This window comes from Shewanella sp. 10N.286.45.A1, assembly GCF_041470405.1.
Classification (GTDB): Bacteria; Pseudomonadota; Gammaproteobacteria; order Enterobacterales; family Shewanellaceae; genus Shewanella.
This window is the reverse complement of the sequence record NZ_JBFRMK010000293.1, coordinates 1,215-17,484: the sequence shown is the minus strand read 5'-3', so window position 1 is coordinate 17,484 and position 16,270 is coordinate 1,215. Positions and strand designations below refer to the sequence as shown.

Below are 16,270 nucleotides of genomic sequence, written 5' to 3'. Positions count from 1 at the left end.
TACTGATTGGTATAAACCAATGCTTGCGATCTTAATGAAGATAACTATACTGTATGCATATACAGTATTTGTTGTGTTGGAATAAACCCAGTCAAATGTGCAGGTGACCCCTTCAAATAAATACGCTTTTATTATCACAAAAGGTGTAGAGATGGGGCATTCAAGTGCAAAGGCATATTCGATACTGCAAGATATAGCGACATCAGAGCAGGTTGGCAGTAAGCCGCTTCTAAAAACTGTTGATGATAATGCGAGTTCATTGAATCAATTGTTGGCGCGGCAAGATATTTGGCGTGGACAGCAGTGGCAACAGCAGCAGTTGGGCTATTCAACAGGTTTCACACTTCTTGATGAACACCTTGCAGATAATGGCTGGCCGCAAGTTGGTGTATGTGAAGTACTGTGTGAAGGGGCCGGCCAAGGTGAACTGAGTATGGTACTCCCTTTGCTCAGTCAACTTATTGGCTATGATTTATCAGCAACAGCAACAGCAACAGCAACTGCGACACAACAGCAAGATGCCATGGTTATGCTGGTGGCGCCACCTCATGTTCCTTCTGCTCAAGCATTATTACAGCAAGGACTCGAATTAGCGCGTTTAATTTGGATTGATACCGAAGAGAGAAAAGAGCGTCTGTGGGCTATTGAACAGGCGCTTTCTAGTGGTTGCGTGCCACTCGTGTTGGCTTGGTTAGACAACTTGTCGACCACTGAGGCGAGACGTTTACAACTAGCAGCAGAGAAGGGGGAGTCGCTATGCATGCTCTATTTGCCAACCCGTTGTGCACAGCAGTCACATCCAGTGACTTTACGTTTAGCGCTGCAGCGACAGCATTTTTCGGCTAGAAGTAACGTTGCCCCCCACAGTGCTCATCATGAGCATGCAGACTCAAGCGTTGCTGCGCCTATGTTAAAATTGGTGCCTAAACAAGCGGCGTCAACCCAATTTTTAAATAGTCATTTAGGTATGAGCGAGGTCAATATTATTAAACGCAGAGGAGGCTGGCCTAGCCCTAGGTTTAGTTTACTCTTGCTACCGCCACATATTAAGGAAAGCCTACTTGGAGTTGATGCTTACCCGATGCAAAATGCTTTACAGGAACAGAGTTGTGATATTGAGTTGCACAGCTGCGAGCAGCTTGTTCATGCACACGATAAAGCAGCTTTTGAGACGTTATCGATGAGCATTGAACAAGGGCTTGCCGATTATAGTGTGGAGTTTAGTCAGCCACTGTTACCGATTACAGCCAGTTATCAGCATGCATTTATCAATGTGACTAGTGCGAGTATCGCCATAACAACGCTGACGACGGCAGCCACAACCACAGCTACAGCCACAACTACAACTACAACTACAGCCATAAGCAGGACAAATACTATTCTTAGCAGACATTGCTCTGAGAATAGGATTAAAGAGCAGACCGGCGCTAATCTTCAACCTGTTTATCAAGCTTCGGTACTGGATGAAGCGTTAGCTTTATCCCTTGAACCTATACGTAGATTAAGCTTGCAAGCTACAAATTCGCTTAAAAGCCCTTTTAGTGAGTGTGCACAGAGCTCCCTCCAACAAGGTGACGAACTTGCCGCTACCTCGTTTTCTAAGATTGGAGATTGTTTACAAGATACACTTGAAGGCACAGCGGCTAGCTCCACTGTTGATTTATGGGTTGAATCCTCTTATAGCTTGTTACCGTCAGCACGCAATCTTGCTCACAAGATCCATTAAAGAGGTCGTTGATTGATATGTTATGGCTGGCCGCCCATTACCCACAATGGGCATTGCAATATTTCTGTTATCGTAATGAGCTTGGGCAAAGCGCTGCAGTATTGCTGTATGAGCCGAAATCACTACAAGTGCTTGCGCTTGATAGTCAGAGTGAGCAGGCTGGCGTGAAATTGGGCATGAGCCTGTCTACTGCACAAAGTCTAATGCCGTCGGCGATGTTAGTAGAATTTGACGCTTCTATTAGTCAACAGGCTTCAGACTGGTTGTGTCAATGGAGCTATGAGTTCAGTGCCAGAGTTGTACCGCTACGCTGCTCATTAAACGTTGAGGTGCAAAAAACACCGAGAACTAAGCTTGATGTCGATGAATTTGTGCCCAATACGCTGCTACTGGAAGTCAGCTCTATGGCACTCATTTTTGATGGTATTGATAAGCTTGTTGAGCAGTACCATCAACGCGCTAAAGCGTTAGGTTTAGAGGTTTCACTTGCGCTAGCCAAGACTCCTTTAGCCGCGCAGCTGCTTGCGTGTGATGCTTCAATGGGCAATCAACAAGCTAAGCTCACTGCTGAAACATTTAGCCCAAATGACTATCTTAATTCCGATAAAACTTTGCAATTGCTTAATCAACTACCAATTGCTTTATTACCCCTGTCAGTTTTTTTAAAACAAAGTTTGCACGATATTGGTATTAAATCTTTTGCATCACTGTCTGCTTTACCTGATAAAGAGCTTGGAAGGCGCTTCGGAGTCAAATTGCTGCAGTTACTGGCTAGAATATCAGGCAGCTTACCTCAACCGTTAAACTATTTTGAGCCAGAAGAAAGCTACCAACAAAAGCTCACCTTACTGTATGAGGTTGAATTAATGCAGGGCATTGTTTTTCCCTTGGGCAGAATGCTCAAAGAGATGGCAAGCTACTTACTGTTACGTCAAAAAGCAATTCAACAACTTAAGTTGAGTCTTATCTATCGCGATAGCGAACGAAGCCAGCTCGATATTATAATTCAGTATCCTTTTTCAGAGCATCGTAGTGACAGCTTATTGAGTCTATGTCGTATGCAACTTGAGCGCATTACTCTGTATCAGCCTGTAGTTGAAATAGTTATTTATGTCGACAAATTTGTGCCGATAGCCGTTGCGCACGACAGTTGGTTTGGACAACCAAAAGAGCTGCAAGGGCAGAGGTCAGAAAAAGCGTTGCGGTTAATGGCTCAGTTGCAAGCAAGGCTTGGCAAAGAAAAAGTCAAAGGGTTACAAGCTAGTTATGCGCACCTGCCAGAGGATAGCTGGAAGGCTACTGAACTGTCAGAAACTGCTAAAGATCAGTCTATAGCAGGCAAGCGACAACAAGTATCGTCTGAAGCAACTGCTAGCTCAAGTGCTGTAAGCGCTGGAGCGTGTCGTCCAAGCTGGCTGTTAACAATGCCAGAGTTGATCGCGATTGAACAAATTGAACTGTTAAAAGGGCCTGAAAGATTACAAACCTTATGGTGGCAAGAGCCGCAAATATGTCGTGACTACTATGTCGCCAGCCATTATCAAGGTGGACTGTGTTGGGTATTTAGAGAGGGGAACCGTTTCTTTTTACATGGCTGGTTTGGCTAATGTACGCCGAATTACATGCTATCTCCAATTATACTTTTCTTAGAGGTGCCTCTCACCCCCATGAGTTGGTTGAGCAAGCTGCTGAGCTTGGTTACCAAGCGATTGCCATTACAGATGAGTGTTCATTTGCTGGGATAGTCAAAGCGCATGAGGCTGCTAAAAAGCATCAAATAAAGCTGCTGGTGGGCACTGAGTTTCGGTTAGCTGAAGGCGTATTTGTATTACTTGCGATTAACCGCAAAGGTTATGGACAGATCAGTGAACTGATCACTTTAAGCCGTCGCCGCGCTGAAAAAGGTGCATATCAATTGCAACTCAGCGAATTGCTGCAGGGCTTAGATAGCATCATGTTGCTATGGCAACCGCCTTCGCTTAAGTCTATCCGCAGCGATCTCGGTGAGCTTTCGACTCAAATTGCCGCTTATCAGTCTAGTGTATTAGCGGTGGGGCAGTCTTTGCAGCTGCATTTCTCTCAGCGTTGTTACTTGCTGATGGAGCGCAGTTTGGTGGCTGGTGAGGCATTAAAAATCCAGCTTTGGACACAAATAGCGATGCAACTGGCTATGCCTTGTGTGGCTGCGGGGAATGTACGTATGCATTGCCAGCAGCGGCAGAGGTTGCAGGATGTTCTTACTTGTATTCGATATGGAACTGAACTGGCTCAAGCCGGTGAGTTGCTGCTGGCCAATGCTGAAACCGCGCTAAAACCGACTGCTACTCTCTATAAGCGTTATCCAAAGGAATGGATTGAGAATAGTTTATTGGTTGCCAAAAGATGTAACTTTAGCTTGGAGGAGCTTAAGTATGAGTATCCAAGTGAGGTGGTTCCGAGTGAACTCTCAGCAAGCGAATACTTGGCCCAGGAGGTGTATAAAGGTGCATTGCGCCGCTTTAATCATCAAGTTCCAGCCAGTGTAACTGCGCAATATAACAAAGAGCTGCTTTTGATTAAAGAGATGCAATATGAGTACTTCTTTTTAACCATCTACGACATTGTTCAATACGCGAAATCACAACAGATTTTGCACCAAGGACGAGGCTCGGCGGCAAACTCAGTTGTCTGTTACTGCTTAGGGATCACTGAGGTTGATCCCACTAAAGTCAATATGTTGTTTGAGCGCTTTGTCTCGAAAGAGCGTAATGAGCCACCCGATATAGACGTTGATTTTGAACATGAACGCCGCGAAGAGATCATCCAGTACATCTATCAAAAATATGGCCGGCACCGTGCAGCACTAGCGGCGACAGTGATAAGTTATCGCTTTAAGAGCGCGCTCGCTGATGTGGGCAAGGCTCTGGGGATCGACAAGCAACATTTAGATCATATGCAGCATAGTATCGATAGGCGTGATACTGAAACTGACTGGTTGATGCAACTGCAGGAAAAGTCATTGGTGCCTAGCGAAGGGATGGGGAAATACCTTTTTCCATTAGTGCAGAGCATTTTGGGTTTTCCAAGACACCTGTCACAGCACGTTGGCGGCTTTATTATCTCCTCTGGCCCGTTAAGTGAGTTAGTGCCAGTTGAAAATGCATCGATGGCTGATAGAACTGTTATTCAGTGGGATAAAGATGATTTAGAGAGCTTAGGCTTGCTTAAAGTTGATGTACTTGCACTGGGTATGCTCACTGCCATTCGTAAGTGTTTTGAACTTATTAGCACGCCCGAACATTGTTTTACGATGGATCAAGTCGAGTGGGAGCAAGCAGCTGTGTATCAGATGCTACAGCGTGGCGATAGTATTGGGGTGTTTCAAGTTGAGTCGAGAGCGCAAACCTCAATGCTGCCTAGGCTTAAACCCAATTGTTATTATGATTTAGTGGTGCAAATAGCCATTGTTCGTCCTGGACCTATTCAGGGGGATATGGTGCACCCTTATTTGAAGCGTAGAGATGGTATCGAAAAAGTGACTTACCCCAGTAAAGAGGTTGAATCAGTATTGTCGCGTACCATGGGAGTGCCTATTTTCCAAGAGCAAGTCATTCAACTCGCCATGGTGGCTGCAGGATTTTCTGGCGGTGAGGCCGATCAGTTGCGGCGAGCGATGGCGAGTTGGAAACGTTCAGGGGAGCTGCAGCAGTTTGAAGCCAAATTATTGCAAGGTATGCAGAGCCGAGGTTACTCGGCAGAATTTTCTAAACAGATCTACCGGCAAATAAGGGGATTTGGAGAGTATGGCTTTCCAGAATCGCATTCAGCAAGTTTTGCATTGCTGGCTTATGTGTCTGCTTATCTGAAGTTTCACCATCCGGCGGCATTTTGCTGCTCGCTACTCAATAGCCAACCTATGGGTTTTTATAGCCCCTCGCAACTGATCCAAGATGTGCAACGTCATGGGGTGGTGGTATTAGCAGTGTGCGTGAACAAGAGCCAGTGGCAACATACATTGGTGACAATAGCAGGCAACCGTACCGCTATCCGTCTCGGTTTTCGTTTAGTAAAAGGTCTAAACAGACAAGCTATCGAGAAGTTGATTGAGCAGCGACCAGAGCAAGGTTTTTCGCACATAGAGCAAATTTATCACTTGGGTATTGCGCGTCATGAACTGGAAATTCTTGCCAGTGCTGATGCGTTCAATGATATTGCCGGTCATCGTCATCAAGTACGCTGGCAATTGTCTGCTTGTCAGCCAAGCTTACCGCTATTTGATGATGTGTTAGAAGAGCTGCCTCAGAAAGGGGCTGATAATCAAGTCGGGTGCACACCTAGCGGAACTAACAAGGTTACAGAACATACTCTGCCCAGCCCAAGTGTTGCCGAGTCTATGCAGGCTGACTACGTCTATACCGGCGTGACATTAGGCCAACATCCCATGAGCTTATTACGGGATACAGCTTGCTTACATCACTGCTTAACTGCAGAGCAATTAGATGAGTGCCGTAGTGGTCAAGTGGTTACTGTGGCAGGACTGGTGGTAGGGCGGCAGCGGCCTGGTACGGCATCTGGTGTTACCTTTATTACCCTAGAAGATGAAACTGGCAATGTGAACTTAATCGTTTGGAGCGCAACGGCAAGGGCGCAAAGAAAGGCGTACCTGGTCGCTAAAATCATGAAGGTGACCGGTGTGTTAGAACGAAAGTCAGGCGTCACCCATGTAGTTGCAGGCAAGTTGGTTGATATTTCTACGGCGTTGAATGAATTAGTGATACCGTCACGAGATTTTCATTAACAACAACCAAGGTAATGATCTACTCATTTAGCAGCGCTCGTATATAATGGTCCAGTCGACTGTAAAAGAGAAAAGCTGTTGCAAATTATTCTGTTAACCCACGAGCGAGAAGTTACCCGCCCAACGAATACCGGGCAGCTTGCCATTAATGTTTATCCTGAACATTGCCATCGTATCGTTTGGGCAAGAACTGCACCGGATGAAACATTATTAAATCTTCTTAAAACAGAAGATTGCGCTTTGTTGTTTCCTGATGAAACCGTAGCAGAACAAGCGGACTTAATTGAAGCTGCCTATACAGAAAACGTTCAAAGCTGTATTGGTAAATCGATGCCGAGTACTTTGGTCATCTTAGATGCTACATGGCAAGAAGCGCGTAAGATGATCCGTCGAAGTCCGTACTTAAAAGAAGCAAGGAAATATGCGTTACCGAGCGCTCAAGACTCTCGATTTACTTTAAGGCGCAACCAAGTTGACGGTGGGCTCTGTACTGTTGAGTGTATAATAGCGCTCTTCAGGCAAGCCAATATGCCACAAGAGGCTGAAGTATTAGCGCTAGAGTTTGAAAAAATATTGATTCAAGCAAAAGGTTAGCAAACAGCTTTATCATCATTTTGATAAAAGCTGTTTATATGAATAGGCATAATGAAGCGTAGCTATATCACCGTTAAATAGATGCACAGAAAGTGACTTATCGCGCCGCCTAATACAAACAGGTGCCATATGGCATGATTGTAAGGAATGCGTTTAGCGACATAAAATATAACCCCTAAGCTATAAAACAGCCCACCAATAATTAATAAGTTAAAGCCTAAAGGCGACATGCCTGCAATCAACTCTTTCATTACTGTCACGCAAAGCCAGCCCATCGCTAGATACAAGACCAAACTGAATACTTTGAAGCGGTTGATAAATAAAGTCTTAAACAGAATACCGCCAACGGCCAATGACCAGATTGCAATTAATACTAAGTCCGCATTCTCATTGCCGGTTTCACTGTTTAAGCTGATCAGCATTAATGGCGTATAGGTACCCGCAATCAGAAGGTAGATCGCACAATGATCTGCTACTTTAAGCTTATGTTTTAAAACAATATCTGTTGCACTATGGTAAAGCGTTGAGCAAAGAAAAAGCAGTATAATACTGGCGCAATAAACAATAACCCCAACCATTTGGACTAAGGTTAAATGCTCGTACCCTTTGATGATACACATGATCAAACCTATGACACCAGCGACTACACCCACTCCATGGCTTAAACTGTTGGCAAGCTCCTCTTTAACGCTATAACTGGCGTTAGTGACCATATTGGCTTTTGGGGGAAGGGTAGACTCTTGACTTGGCATAGGGGAAACGACTTCTGGTTAGACCACGATTATCTGCAGTCTATCAGCTTTAATCATAAAAGCTATTATTTTAGCGTACACGCGTTCGCTTAAATGGTTGTGTATCTTATCTCATTGATATTCATTCGAATTACTCTGTATTTAGTGGTTTTTATCAGATGTTGAACTTTTGTAATAAAGCAGTATCTAATGGTATAAACTGCTATAAAATAAGGATTGTTGCTTTAGTTTGAATTAAAGGGAGTCTGAAATCCATATGTTTTAAACCTCCAAATGTAAGCCGTTAAGTTACTTATCTCGCAGTTTTTTATGGACAAAAAATAAATCATCGGACTAAATTTTGAAGAGATCTGTTATGCCACCTTTTACGGCGTTTAGCGCTAATGGACCAGCGTTAAATGAGCCAAAGTCTAAGCAACGCTATAGCAACATAGAGCCAATCTGCGCAAGTAGAGATCTTGTGAAGGCGGACTGTAAGCCGTTACTGGCGGTTGTTTATGTCAATAAGGTTACAGATGAAGTTGCAGAGATAACAGCGGCAATCAAAAGTACTAAGGATTGTAAACAACCGTTAAACCCTACGCCGCCCTCTACGCATTACCATGCAATTTTTCTACTTTTGGTCGTTATTGCTATGCACGTTCTAATTATCGCAATAATTAACCAGTTTTGGGTTAAACATGAGCTGCACCTGCCTGAACCAACGCCAGTAAAAGTGAGCTCTTATCTTTATGTTGCGCCTAAAAAAGCACAGTTAGAGCCTATTGATGACGAAGCAATAGTAAAAACGACACCAGTTGAAAAAGTACTTGTCGAAAAAACAGCAGTAATAGATGAAAAACCTAAGCCGGATACATCAACGGAAAGCTTACCAGCTAATGCTCGCCAAACAACGGTAACTAGCAATACAGAAAAGAATGAACTAAGCAGTATAGATACAACAGCAAAGACAGCGAGTAAAAACAATCGTTATAGTGCCATGGCTGCCACGCAGTCATATTTACAACGTCAGAATGATGCGGCGTTAGATGCACTTATTGTCGACAAAGCAAACGCATACACAGGCCCTCACTCTTTGAGCATAATGGATGGTGATATGGAGGAGTTGGTGTTTCCTGAAGTGGATAAATACAGCAAAACTCCTACTAACGATCATCGACTCGATCCTAACCGAGTCGTGCGTCAAGGTGATACCTGCTATCGGATTGTAAAGACGCCAACTCAGATAAATCCCTACGCTGAAAATATTGGCTTTCCATTCAACTGTGGTGGCGATAAAGTCAAAAAAGCGATCAATGCAGCTATCTCTGCACGGTTAGAAAAACGGATGATTAACCGAAAAAAGTGATTATCTGATATGATATTTTTTCACTGTAAAATAGCTGTTTAGCGATATTTTTTTTTAATTGCTTTATTTACAAATGGTTAGTTTATAATTTTTGTTCATCTATCAATATTGTTTTATTAGGGACACTAACTTGTGTCTTAACCTGAGATAGGATTATACTGCAGCCTCATCTTGTCGGAGTGCCATATGGCTGAGACCGTTTATTCGGGATCCGTTGAACCTGATCAGGCTAGAACCTGCGAAGGAAACAAGCGAAATTTTTACATGAGTAAGGCTATATTAAAATGGTCACCTGTAATATTTCGGTGGTTAAGTGCATCTTAAATTGGCATAAAAATGCGGTTTAATTTGAGCTTTCAACTTTTACATTCTCAACTCTCCTGGCAAGCAACTTCATTTTTATTATAGTGAGTTTGCTAATGTCTAAACGCCGCGAAACCCGAGCTCAGGCTCAACAATTCATCGATAACTTAAAACCATTACAACACCCTAATTCTGAAAAAGTATATCTGCAAGGCAGTCGCCCAGATCTAAAAGTGGCTATGCGCCAAATCCACCAAGCTGACACATTGCTTGGAGGTGATGAAAGTAACCCTCAATTTGAAGCCAATCCGCCGCTTAAAGTTTATGATTGCGCCGGTGCTTATTCAGATCCAGACGCCAATATTGATGTGCGTAAAGGTTTGGAAAAATTCCGTAATAGCTGGATCATTGAAAGAGATGACACCGAGCAATTGGGCGCTGTTAGCTCAGGCTTTACTCAGCAGCGTCTAGCCGACGACGGCTTGGATCATCTGCGTTTTGAGTCTTTACTGCCTCCTCGCCGTGCAAAGGCAGGTCAGCGAGTGACTCAATTACACTATGCCCGTCAAGGCATCATCACTCCAGAGATGGAGTATATTGCCATTCGCGAAAATATGGCGATGGCGGAAGTGACCGATCCTATTTTGACCCAAAAAGACAAGGGAGAAAGCTTTGGCGCTTCAATCAGCGAACCGATAACCGCTGAGTTTGTTCGCAGCGAAATAGCCCGTGGTCGTGCAATTATTCCACTTAATATTAACCACCCAGAAGCTGAGCCTATGATTATTGGGCGTAACTTCTTGGTTAAAGTGAACGCCAATATCGGTAATTCAGCAGTAACGTCATCTATCGAAGAGGAAGTTGAAAAGCTCGTGTGGTCAACACGTTGGGGGGCTGACACGGTAATGGACTTGTCTACTGGCCGCTATATTCATGAGACCCGTGAGTGGATCATTCGTAACTCACCAGTGCCTATTGGTACCGTCCCTATTTACCAAGCACTCGAGAAAGTGAACGGGGTTGCTGAGGATCTCAATTGGGAAACATTCCGCGATACCTTGATTGAACAAGCCGAGCAGGGCGTTGATTACTTCACTATCCATGCTGGTGTGTTGTTGCGTTATGTGCCAATGACTGCAAAGCGTCTTACCGGCATCGTGTCTCGTGGTGGTTCCATCATGGCTAAGTGGTGTTTGTCACACCACAAAGAAAATTTTCTTTATGAGCACTTTAAAGAGATCTGCGAGATCTGTGCCGCTTATGATGTCTCATTGTCACTCGGTGACGGTATGCGCCCTGGTTCGATTGCAGACGCCAACGATGAAGCGCAGTTTTCTGAGCTGGAAACGCTAGGTGAATTGGTAAAAGTCGCTTGGCAATATGATGTGCAAACCATCATTGAAGGCCCAGGGCATATTCCAATGAATTTAATCAAAGAGAATATGGATAAGCAACTCGATGTGTGTGATGAAGCCCCGTTCTATACGTTAGGCCCACAAACAACAGACATTGCGCCTGGTTATGATCACTTCACTTCAGGGATTGGTGCGGCGATGATCGCTTGGTATGGCTGCGCAATGCTATGTTATGTGACGCCAAAAGAGCATTTAGGCTTACCCAATAAAGAAGATGTTAAGCAGGGCTTAATTGCATATAAGATTGCAGCACACGCAGGCGATGTGGCTAAAGGTCATCCAAGCGCGCAAATACGCGATAATGCTTTATCGAAGGCACGCTTTGAATTTAGATGGGAAGATCAATATAACCTCGGTTTAGATCCCGATACTGCGCGTGCTTATCATGATGAGTCTCTGCCACAAGAGTCAGCTAAAGTGGCTCATTTCTGTTCTATGTGCGGCCCTAAGTTCTGTTCAATGAAAATAACCCAAGAAGTGCGAGATTATGCGGCAGCGCAAGAAAAGCAAGCGTTGGAATCTAGCGGCTTAGAGGTCAAGTCTGCTGCTGAATATAAAGCATACAGTGAACAAGCCACTCCTGCTGGGCTATCTGATAGTGATATTAATAGTGGAATGGCGCAAATGTCAGCCGAATTTAAAGCCAAAGGTGCCGAGCTTTATCATGAAGCGGGTGTTGAACAAAGCTATAAAGAAGCTGCTTTAGAGGATTAAATATGGCGCAGGTTAATACTAACCCAGTGCCAAACTGCAATCGTCCTATCGTGTGGACGATTGCAGGATCTGATAGTGGCGGCGGGGCAGGCATTCAAGCTGATTTGGCGACGATTAATGATTTAGATGCGCATGGCTGCAGTGCTATTACTGCTGTAACAGCGCAAAGCTCTGTCATTGTCGCATCAGTTGAAGCGGTATCTCCACAGATGTTAATCGCACAGCTTGATGTGTTGGCGGCAGATCTTGCGCCTAAGGCAATAAAAATCGGTTTATTGGCGAGCCAACAACAGATCGATTTACTGGCAGGCTGGTTAACAAAAAGTCTATTGCACTGGCAGGAACGTGGATTAGTTGTGCCAGTGATTCTCGACCCTGTGATGGTGGCGACTTGCGGAGATGCACTTACCGGCGCAGAAACGCTCGACTTTACGCCGCTTAAAGGGTTGCTGACATTAATCACCCCTAATGTCACAGAGCTTGCTACATTAGCTGGACGTCAGTTGCTAACAGCGGAGGAGAGTGTTCAGGCTGCTCAAACGTTAGCTGCGCAGCTACAAACATCAGTATTGGCTAAAGGCGGTGATATCGGCCCTAATTGGCATAAAAGCTACTCTCAAGATTTGCTCGTTTGTCATCAAGTCGTTGGCGTATCTAGTATGCATAGTGAGCAAGCTTTTTGGCTCACTTCAGGCAGAGTCAAGACTGAAAATAATCATGGCACCGGCTGTACATTGTCATCGGCAATAGCTGCTGTGATGGCTCACGGCTTTGTGTTAAATGACGCGGTAGTGGTTGCTAAAGCTTATGTTTCTCAAGGATTAGCTCGAAGCTACCAGCCTGGTCGTGGTCCGGGCTGCTTAGCACGCTGTCGTTGGCCAAATGAGCTATCTGCTTATCCATTTATCGAGCAGCTTAGTGAGAAAAAGACCGTTAGTGGTATTAAAAAACGGAGTGTTGGTGCTTTCAAGACTGTAACCGCACCATTGGGAGTCTACCCTGTGGTTGCTGAGCTTGATATGTTGCTGCAACTGCTTAAAGCGGGAGCGAAGACCATTCAGCTGCGGGTTAAGGATCCAACCGATCCGCAACTTGAACAAAAAATAGTGCAGGCTATTGCCTTAGGGCGAGATTATAAGGCTCATGTATATATCAATGATCATTGGCAGCTAGCGATAAAGCACCAGGCATATGGTGTTCACCTCGGCCAAGAAGACCTTGTAGTGAGTAACTTACAGCAGCTAAGCGAAGCTAACATCGCACTGGGTTTATCGAGTCATAGTTACTTTGAGATCTTGTTAGCGATGCAGCATAAACCATCCTATATCGCTTTTGGGCATATTTTTCCGACAACGACGAAGCAGATGCCATCAGCGCCCCAAGGGCTTGATAAATTAGCTCGCTATGTTGACTTGATGCAGGGCGAGCTGCCGATAGTAGCGATTGGCGGTATCGACTCTGATACGCTCACTAAAGTAAAGCTAACGGGTGTGGATGACATTGCCGTCGTGCGTGCTGTCACGCAGGCAACAGATCCAGAGAAAGCTTATCAAGCCTTAGTCAACCAGTGGACCGAGGGAGCTGATAATGACGCTCTCTGATAAGGACTTTTTGCGCTACTCACGGCAAATTCTTTTGCCTGAGGTGGGTGAGCAAGGCCAGAGTACTTTTAATCAATCCCATATATTGATTATTGGTGTTGGGGGCTTAGGCACATTGGCGGCGCATTACCTTGCAGCTGCAGGCATAGGCAAAATAACACTGGTAGATGGCGATGTAGTTGAACAATCGAACCTTCCTAGACAATTACTCTTTTGCAAAGAGGATTTAGGCGCCAATAAAGCACAGGTTGCAGCCACTAAGCTGACGCGTGCTTATGAAGATTGCGAGATCTACAGCTACTGCGAATACCTAAGTGCAGCCAATACTGATGATCTGTTTAGTCGCAAGCATATGGAGTTTGATCTATTACTCGATTGCAGCGACAACTTTGCAGTAAGGCAGCTAGTTAATCAACAAGCTTTAAAGCATGGGATCACTTTAGTGTCAGCATCGGCAGCCAATTTTCAAGGGCAGCTATTGAGTATTAACCAACAGATTGCTCCCGAATCGGGTTGTTATCAGTGTTTATATCCAAGCGATATGAGTGTGAGTCAAACCTGCCAAACGATAGGCGTGTTAGGTCCGATGGTCGGCACGTTAGCCTCAATGCAGGCATTAATGAGCTTGAACCTATTGCTAGAGGCTGAGCTTAGACCGTTATTAGATGAGGTTGCGGACACAGCAAACGCTAGCGGCTCTCAATTACTCGGAAAATTATTCCGCTTTGATGGTGCAAGGTTTGTGTGGCGACAAGCATCGCTTTTACGCGATCCCAACTGCAGTGTCTGCAGCGTTTCACTCTGAAGTTGATTGCTAAACAGTATAAGGAAAATGAGAAATGATTAGCATTTTTTTAAATGATGAAGTGATGAATATTGCTACTGGCTCATCTTTAACTGATGTATTACAGGGTCAAACAATCGCTGAAAATGGTGTGGCTTTAGTACTCAATTCTGAAGTTGTACCTAGAAGTCGATGGCCGCATATCATGTGCCAGCAAGATGACACGCTAGAAGTTTTTTCCGTTGTCGCTGGAGGTTAGTGATGTTGAAAATTGGTGATACTGAGTTTAGCTCTAGACTGTTTACAGGCACGGGTAAATTTGCTGATGAAAAGACGATGCTCGCGGCGATTAGCGCTTCAAGTTCGGAGCTTGTCACACTGGCGGTTAAGCGGCTTGATCTTAAAACGGGCAGCGATAATATTTTAAAGCCACTACAACAGCGTGGGGTAAAGTTACTGCCAAACACAGCTGGTGCTCGCAATGTTAAAGAGGCTGTGTTTGCGGCGCATTTATCTCGAGAGATGCTGGGCACTAATTGGATAAAACTTGAGATCCATCCTGATCCAAAATACCTGATGCCCGATCCTATCGAAACATTGGCCGCTGCACGGATTTTGTGTGAGCAGGGCTATGTGGTGCTGCCCTATGTTCACGCTGATCCCGTCTTGTGTCGACGCTTAGAAGAGGTCGGTTGCGCCGCAGTGATGCCACTAGGAAGCCCTATAGGCTCAAATCAAGGTTTAGCGACAGAGCCATTTTTAAAGATCATCATTGAGCAGTCACAAGTGCCAGTAGTGATTGATGCTGGAATTGGCGCACCATCGCAAGCGACTAGCGCGATGGAACTTGGCGCAGATGCGGTACTGGTCAACACTGCGATTGCGAGCAGTGCCGATCCCGTTGCTATGGGGCGATGCTTTGCCCAGGCCGTAGACACAGGTCGAACAGCATTTATTGCTGGGTTAGGAAGTGTCAGTAAGCAGGCAAATAATACCAGTCCATTAACGGGTTTTCTAAATGTTTAACCGCTTACACACCCAAGCTAGCCAGAAGGTAGCATCATGAGTTTTGTCGATGAGTTTAAAAAGCTGTCGCGTAGTGAATTACAGATCTCTTTGTATTCAACGACTGAAAAGGAGGTAGAGCAGGCACTGCAAAATCCACAAGGCGATTTATCGAGTTTATTGGCACTGCTTTCGCCAGCCGCTGAACCATATTTAGAACAGATGGCGCAGCGTTCTGTAGCACTTACCAGACAACGATTTGGCGCGAGCCTTGGCATGTATATTCCGCTCTATTTATCGAACTTATGTGCCAATGAGTGTGACTACTGTGGCTTCACCATGAGTAATAAAATTAAGCGTAAGACTCTGTCTGAAAAGGAGTTACTTAAAGAGCTCTCTGTGGTCAAGAAAATGGGTTATGACTCGATTCTATTAGTCTCCGGTGAGCATGAAACCAAAGTCGGCGTGGACTATTTTAAACAGATGTTGCCGTTGGTAAAACAACAGTTTAGTCATGTTGCAATAGAGGTACAGCCGCTTGAGCAAACCGATTACCAATCTTTGATTGAAGAGGGGCTCGATGCGGTTATGCTTTATCAAGAAACCTATAATCCAGTAACTTATGCTGAGCACCACACCCGTGGCAAGAAGAAAGATTTTAGTTATCGATTAGAGTCCCCAGAGCGAGTCGCTAGAGCTGGGGTCGATAAGATTGGCTTAGGCGTTTTACTTGGTCTTGATGATTGGCGCTTAGATGCACTGCTAATGGGTCACCATTTAGCCTATTTAGAAAAGCACTTTTGGCGCAGTCGTTATAGCATCTCATTACCGCGTTTACGCCCTTGTACTGGCGGTGTGCCGCCTAAGGTAGAGTTGACCGATAAAGGCTTGGTACAGATGATCTGTGCTTTTAGGTTATTTAACCAACAACTTGAAATTAGTTTGTCTACCCGCGAAAGTCCTGCGCTGCGTGATAATCTGTTCGCACTTGGGGTAACCAATGTCAGTGCTGGTAGTTCAACACAACCTGGTGGTTACGATGAACCTAACTCACAGCTCGATCAGTTTGAAATCAGTGATGAGCGAACCCCGATTGAAGTCGCCACAGCAATGAGTGTTCGAGGCTTAAACCCAGTGTGGAAAGACTGGGAGATGGGCTGGAAGTAAAAGGTAGCTAAAGCTGATCCTAAGATAAATGTGTAGATTATTGTTAGCGGATAAAAAGGGAACAACCATTTCTTTACCAATGCG

12 protein-coding genes and 1 riboswitch are annotated in these 16,270 nt (G+C 44.8%); of the genes, 11 read left to right on the top strand and 1 reads right to left on the bottom strand.

Features of this window, described 5'->3' with window-relative positions; all coding sequences use genetic code 11:
- The first annotated feature begins 151 nt into the window (after positions 1-151).
- From AB4238_RS19400 to AB4238_RS19385, 4 genes are all read left to right on the top strand, one after another.
- A complete protein-coding gene (locus tag AB4238_RS19400) occupies positions 152-1,726 on the top strand; it encodes a hypothetical protein (RefSeq protein WP_372034932.1) in 1,575 nt (524 codons plus the stop codon).
- Positions 1,727-1,743: 17 nt separating this feature from the next.
- Positions 1,744-3,333 (top strand): DNA polymerase Y family protein, encoded by a 1,590-nt coding sequence (locus AB4238_RS19395; protein ID WP_372034934.1) that lies wholly within the window; start codon positions 1,744-1,746, stop codon positions 3,331-3,333.
- Positions 3,333-6,503 (top strand): error-prone DNA polymerase, encoded by a 3,171-nt coding sequence (locus AB4238_RS19390; protein WP_372034931.1) that lies wholly within the window; start codon positions 3,333-3,335, stop codon positions 6,501-6,503. Before AB4238_RS19395 ends, AB4238_RS19390 begins: the two co-directional genes overlap by 1 nt.
- A 78-nt stretch (positions 6,504-6,581) precedes the next feature.
- Entirely contained in the window at positions 6,582-7,097 is a 516-nt protein-coding gene (locus AB4238_RS19385) for a DTW domain-containing protein (RefSeq protein ID WP_372034929.1), read from the top strand.
- Positions 7,098-7,159: 62 nt separating this feature from the next.
- Here the strand turns inward: AB4238_RS19385 and AB4238_RS19380 are convergent, their stop codons facing one another.
- The gene (locus AB4238_RS19380) at positions 7,160-7,849 is read right to left on the bottom strand and encodes a hemolysin III family protein (protein ID WP_372034927.1); all 690 of its coding nucleotides are present in this window, start codon (positions 7,847-7,849) and stop codon (positions 7,160-7,162) included.
- A gap of 355 nt (positions 7,850-8,204) precedes the next feature.
- On the opposite strand from AB4238_RS19380, the gene AB4238_RS19375 reads away from it, so the two are divergent.
- The 7 genes from AB4238_RS19375 (at position 8,205) to thiH (ending at position 16,186) form a co-directional block, all read left to right on the top strand.
- The gene (locus AB4238_RS19375; RefSeq protein ID WP_372034926.1) at positions 8,205-9,197 is read left to right on the top strand and encodes a hypothetical protein; all 993 of its coding nucleotides are present in this window, start codon (positions 8,205-8,207) and stop codon (positions 9,195-9,197) included.
- A gap of 165 nt (positions 9,198-9,362) precedes the next feature.
- A riboswitch (TPP riboswitch) is annotated at positions 9,363-9,461 on the top strand.
- Positions 9,462-9,616: 155 nt separating this feature from the next.
- Positions 9,617-11,629: a phosphomethylpyrimidine synthase ThiC gene (gene thiC / locus AB4238_RS19370; protein ID WP_372034924.1), complete on the top strand. Its 2,013-nt coding sequence runs from the start codon at positions 9,617-9,619 to the stop codon at positions 11,627-11,629.
- Between the two features lie 2 nt (positions 11,630-11,631).
- A complete protein-coding gene (gene thiE / locus AB4238_RS19365) occupies positions 11,632-13,230 on the top strand; it encodes a thiamine phosphate synthase (RefSeq protein ID WP_372034922.1) in 1,599 nt (532 codons plus the stop codon).
- Positions 13,217-14,035 carry a ThiF family adenylyltransferase gene (locus AB4238_RS19360; protein WP_372034920.1) on the top strand — a complete coding sequence of 273 codons (819 nt, stop codon included), beginning with the start codon at positions 13,217-13,219 and terminating at the stop codon, positions 14,033-14,035. Before thiE ends, AB4238_RS19360 begins: the two co-directional genes overlap by 14 nt.
- A 34-nt stretch (positions 14,036-14,069) precedes the next feature.
- Entirely contained in the window at positions 14,070-14,273 is a 204-nt protein-coding gene (gene thiS / locus AB4238_RS19355; protein WP_372034918.1) for a sulfur carrier protein ThiS, read from the top strand.
- A gap of 2 nt (positions 14,274-14,275) precedes the next feature.
- Positions 14,276-15,040: a thiazole synthase gene (locus AB4238_RS19350; RefSeq protein WP_372034916.1), complete on the top strand. Its 765-nt coding sequence runs from the start codon at positions 14,276-14,278 to the stop codon at positions 15,038-15,040.
- A gap of 36 nt (positions 15,041-15,076) precedes the next feature.
- Positions 15,077-16,186, top strand: a complete 1,110-nt coding sequence (gene thiH, locus AB4238_RS19345; RefSeq protein ID WP_372034914.1) for a 2-iminoacetate synthase ThiH — start codon at positions 15,077-15,079, stop codon at positions 16,184-16,186.
- Positions 16,187-16,270 lie beyond the last annotated feature (84 nt).

Bases quoted from the DNA above. Each gene is read 5' to 3' on its own strand.
- AB4238_RS19400 (WP_372034932.1), top strand. From the start codon at position 152: ATGGGGCATTCAAGTGCAAAGGCATATTCGATACTGCAAGATATAGCG.
- thiE (WP_372034922.1), top strand. From the start codon at position 11,632: ATGGCGCAGGTTAATACTAACCCAGTGCCAAACTGCAATCGTCCTATC.
- AB4238_RS19395 (WP_372034934.1), top strand. From the start codon at position 1,744: ATGTTATGGCTGGCCGCCCATTACCCACAATGGGCATTGCAATATTTC.
- AB4238_RS19360 (WP_372034920.1), top strand. From the start codon at position 13,217: ATGACGCTCTCTGATAAGGACTTTTTGCGCTACTCACGGCAAATTCTT.
- thiH (WP_372034914.1), top strand. From the start codon at position 15,077: ATGAGTTTTGTCGATGAGTTTAAAAAGCTGTCGCGTAGTGAATTACAG.
- AB4238_RS19375 (WP_372034926.1), top strand. From the start codon at position 8,205: ATGCCACCTTTTACGGCGTTTAGCGCTAATGGACCAGCGTTAAATGAG.
- thiC (WP_372034924.1), top strand. From the start codon at position 9,617: ATGTCTAAACGCCGCGAAACCCGAGCTCAGGCTCAACAATTCATCGAT.
- thiS (WP_372034918.1), top strand. From the start codon at position 14,070: ATGATTAGCATTTTTTTAAATGATGAAGTGATGAATATTGCTACTGGC.
- AB4238_RS19350 (WP_372034916.1), top strand. From the start codon at position 14,276: ATGTTGAAAATTGGTGATACTGAGTTTAGCTCTAGACTGTTTACAGGC.
- AB4238_RS19380 (WP_372034927.1), bottom strand. From the start codon at position 7,849: ATGCCAAGTCAAGAGTCTACCCTTCCCCCAAAAGCCAATATGGTCACT.
- AB4238_RS19390 (WP_372034931.1), top strand. From the start codon at position 3,333: ATGTACGCCGAATTACATGCTATCTCCAATTATACTTTTCTTAGAGGT.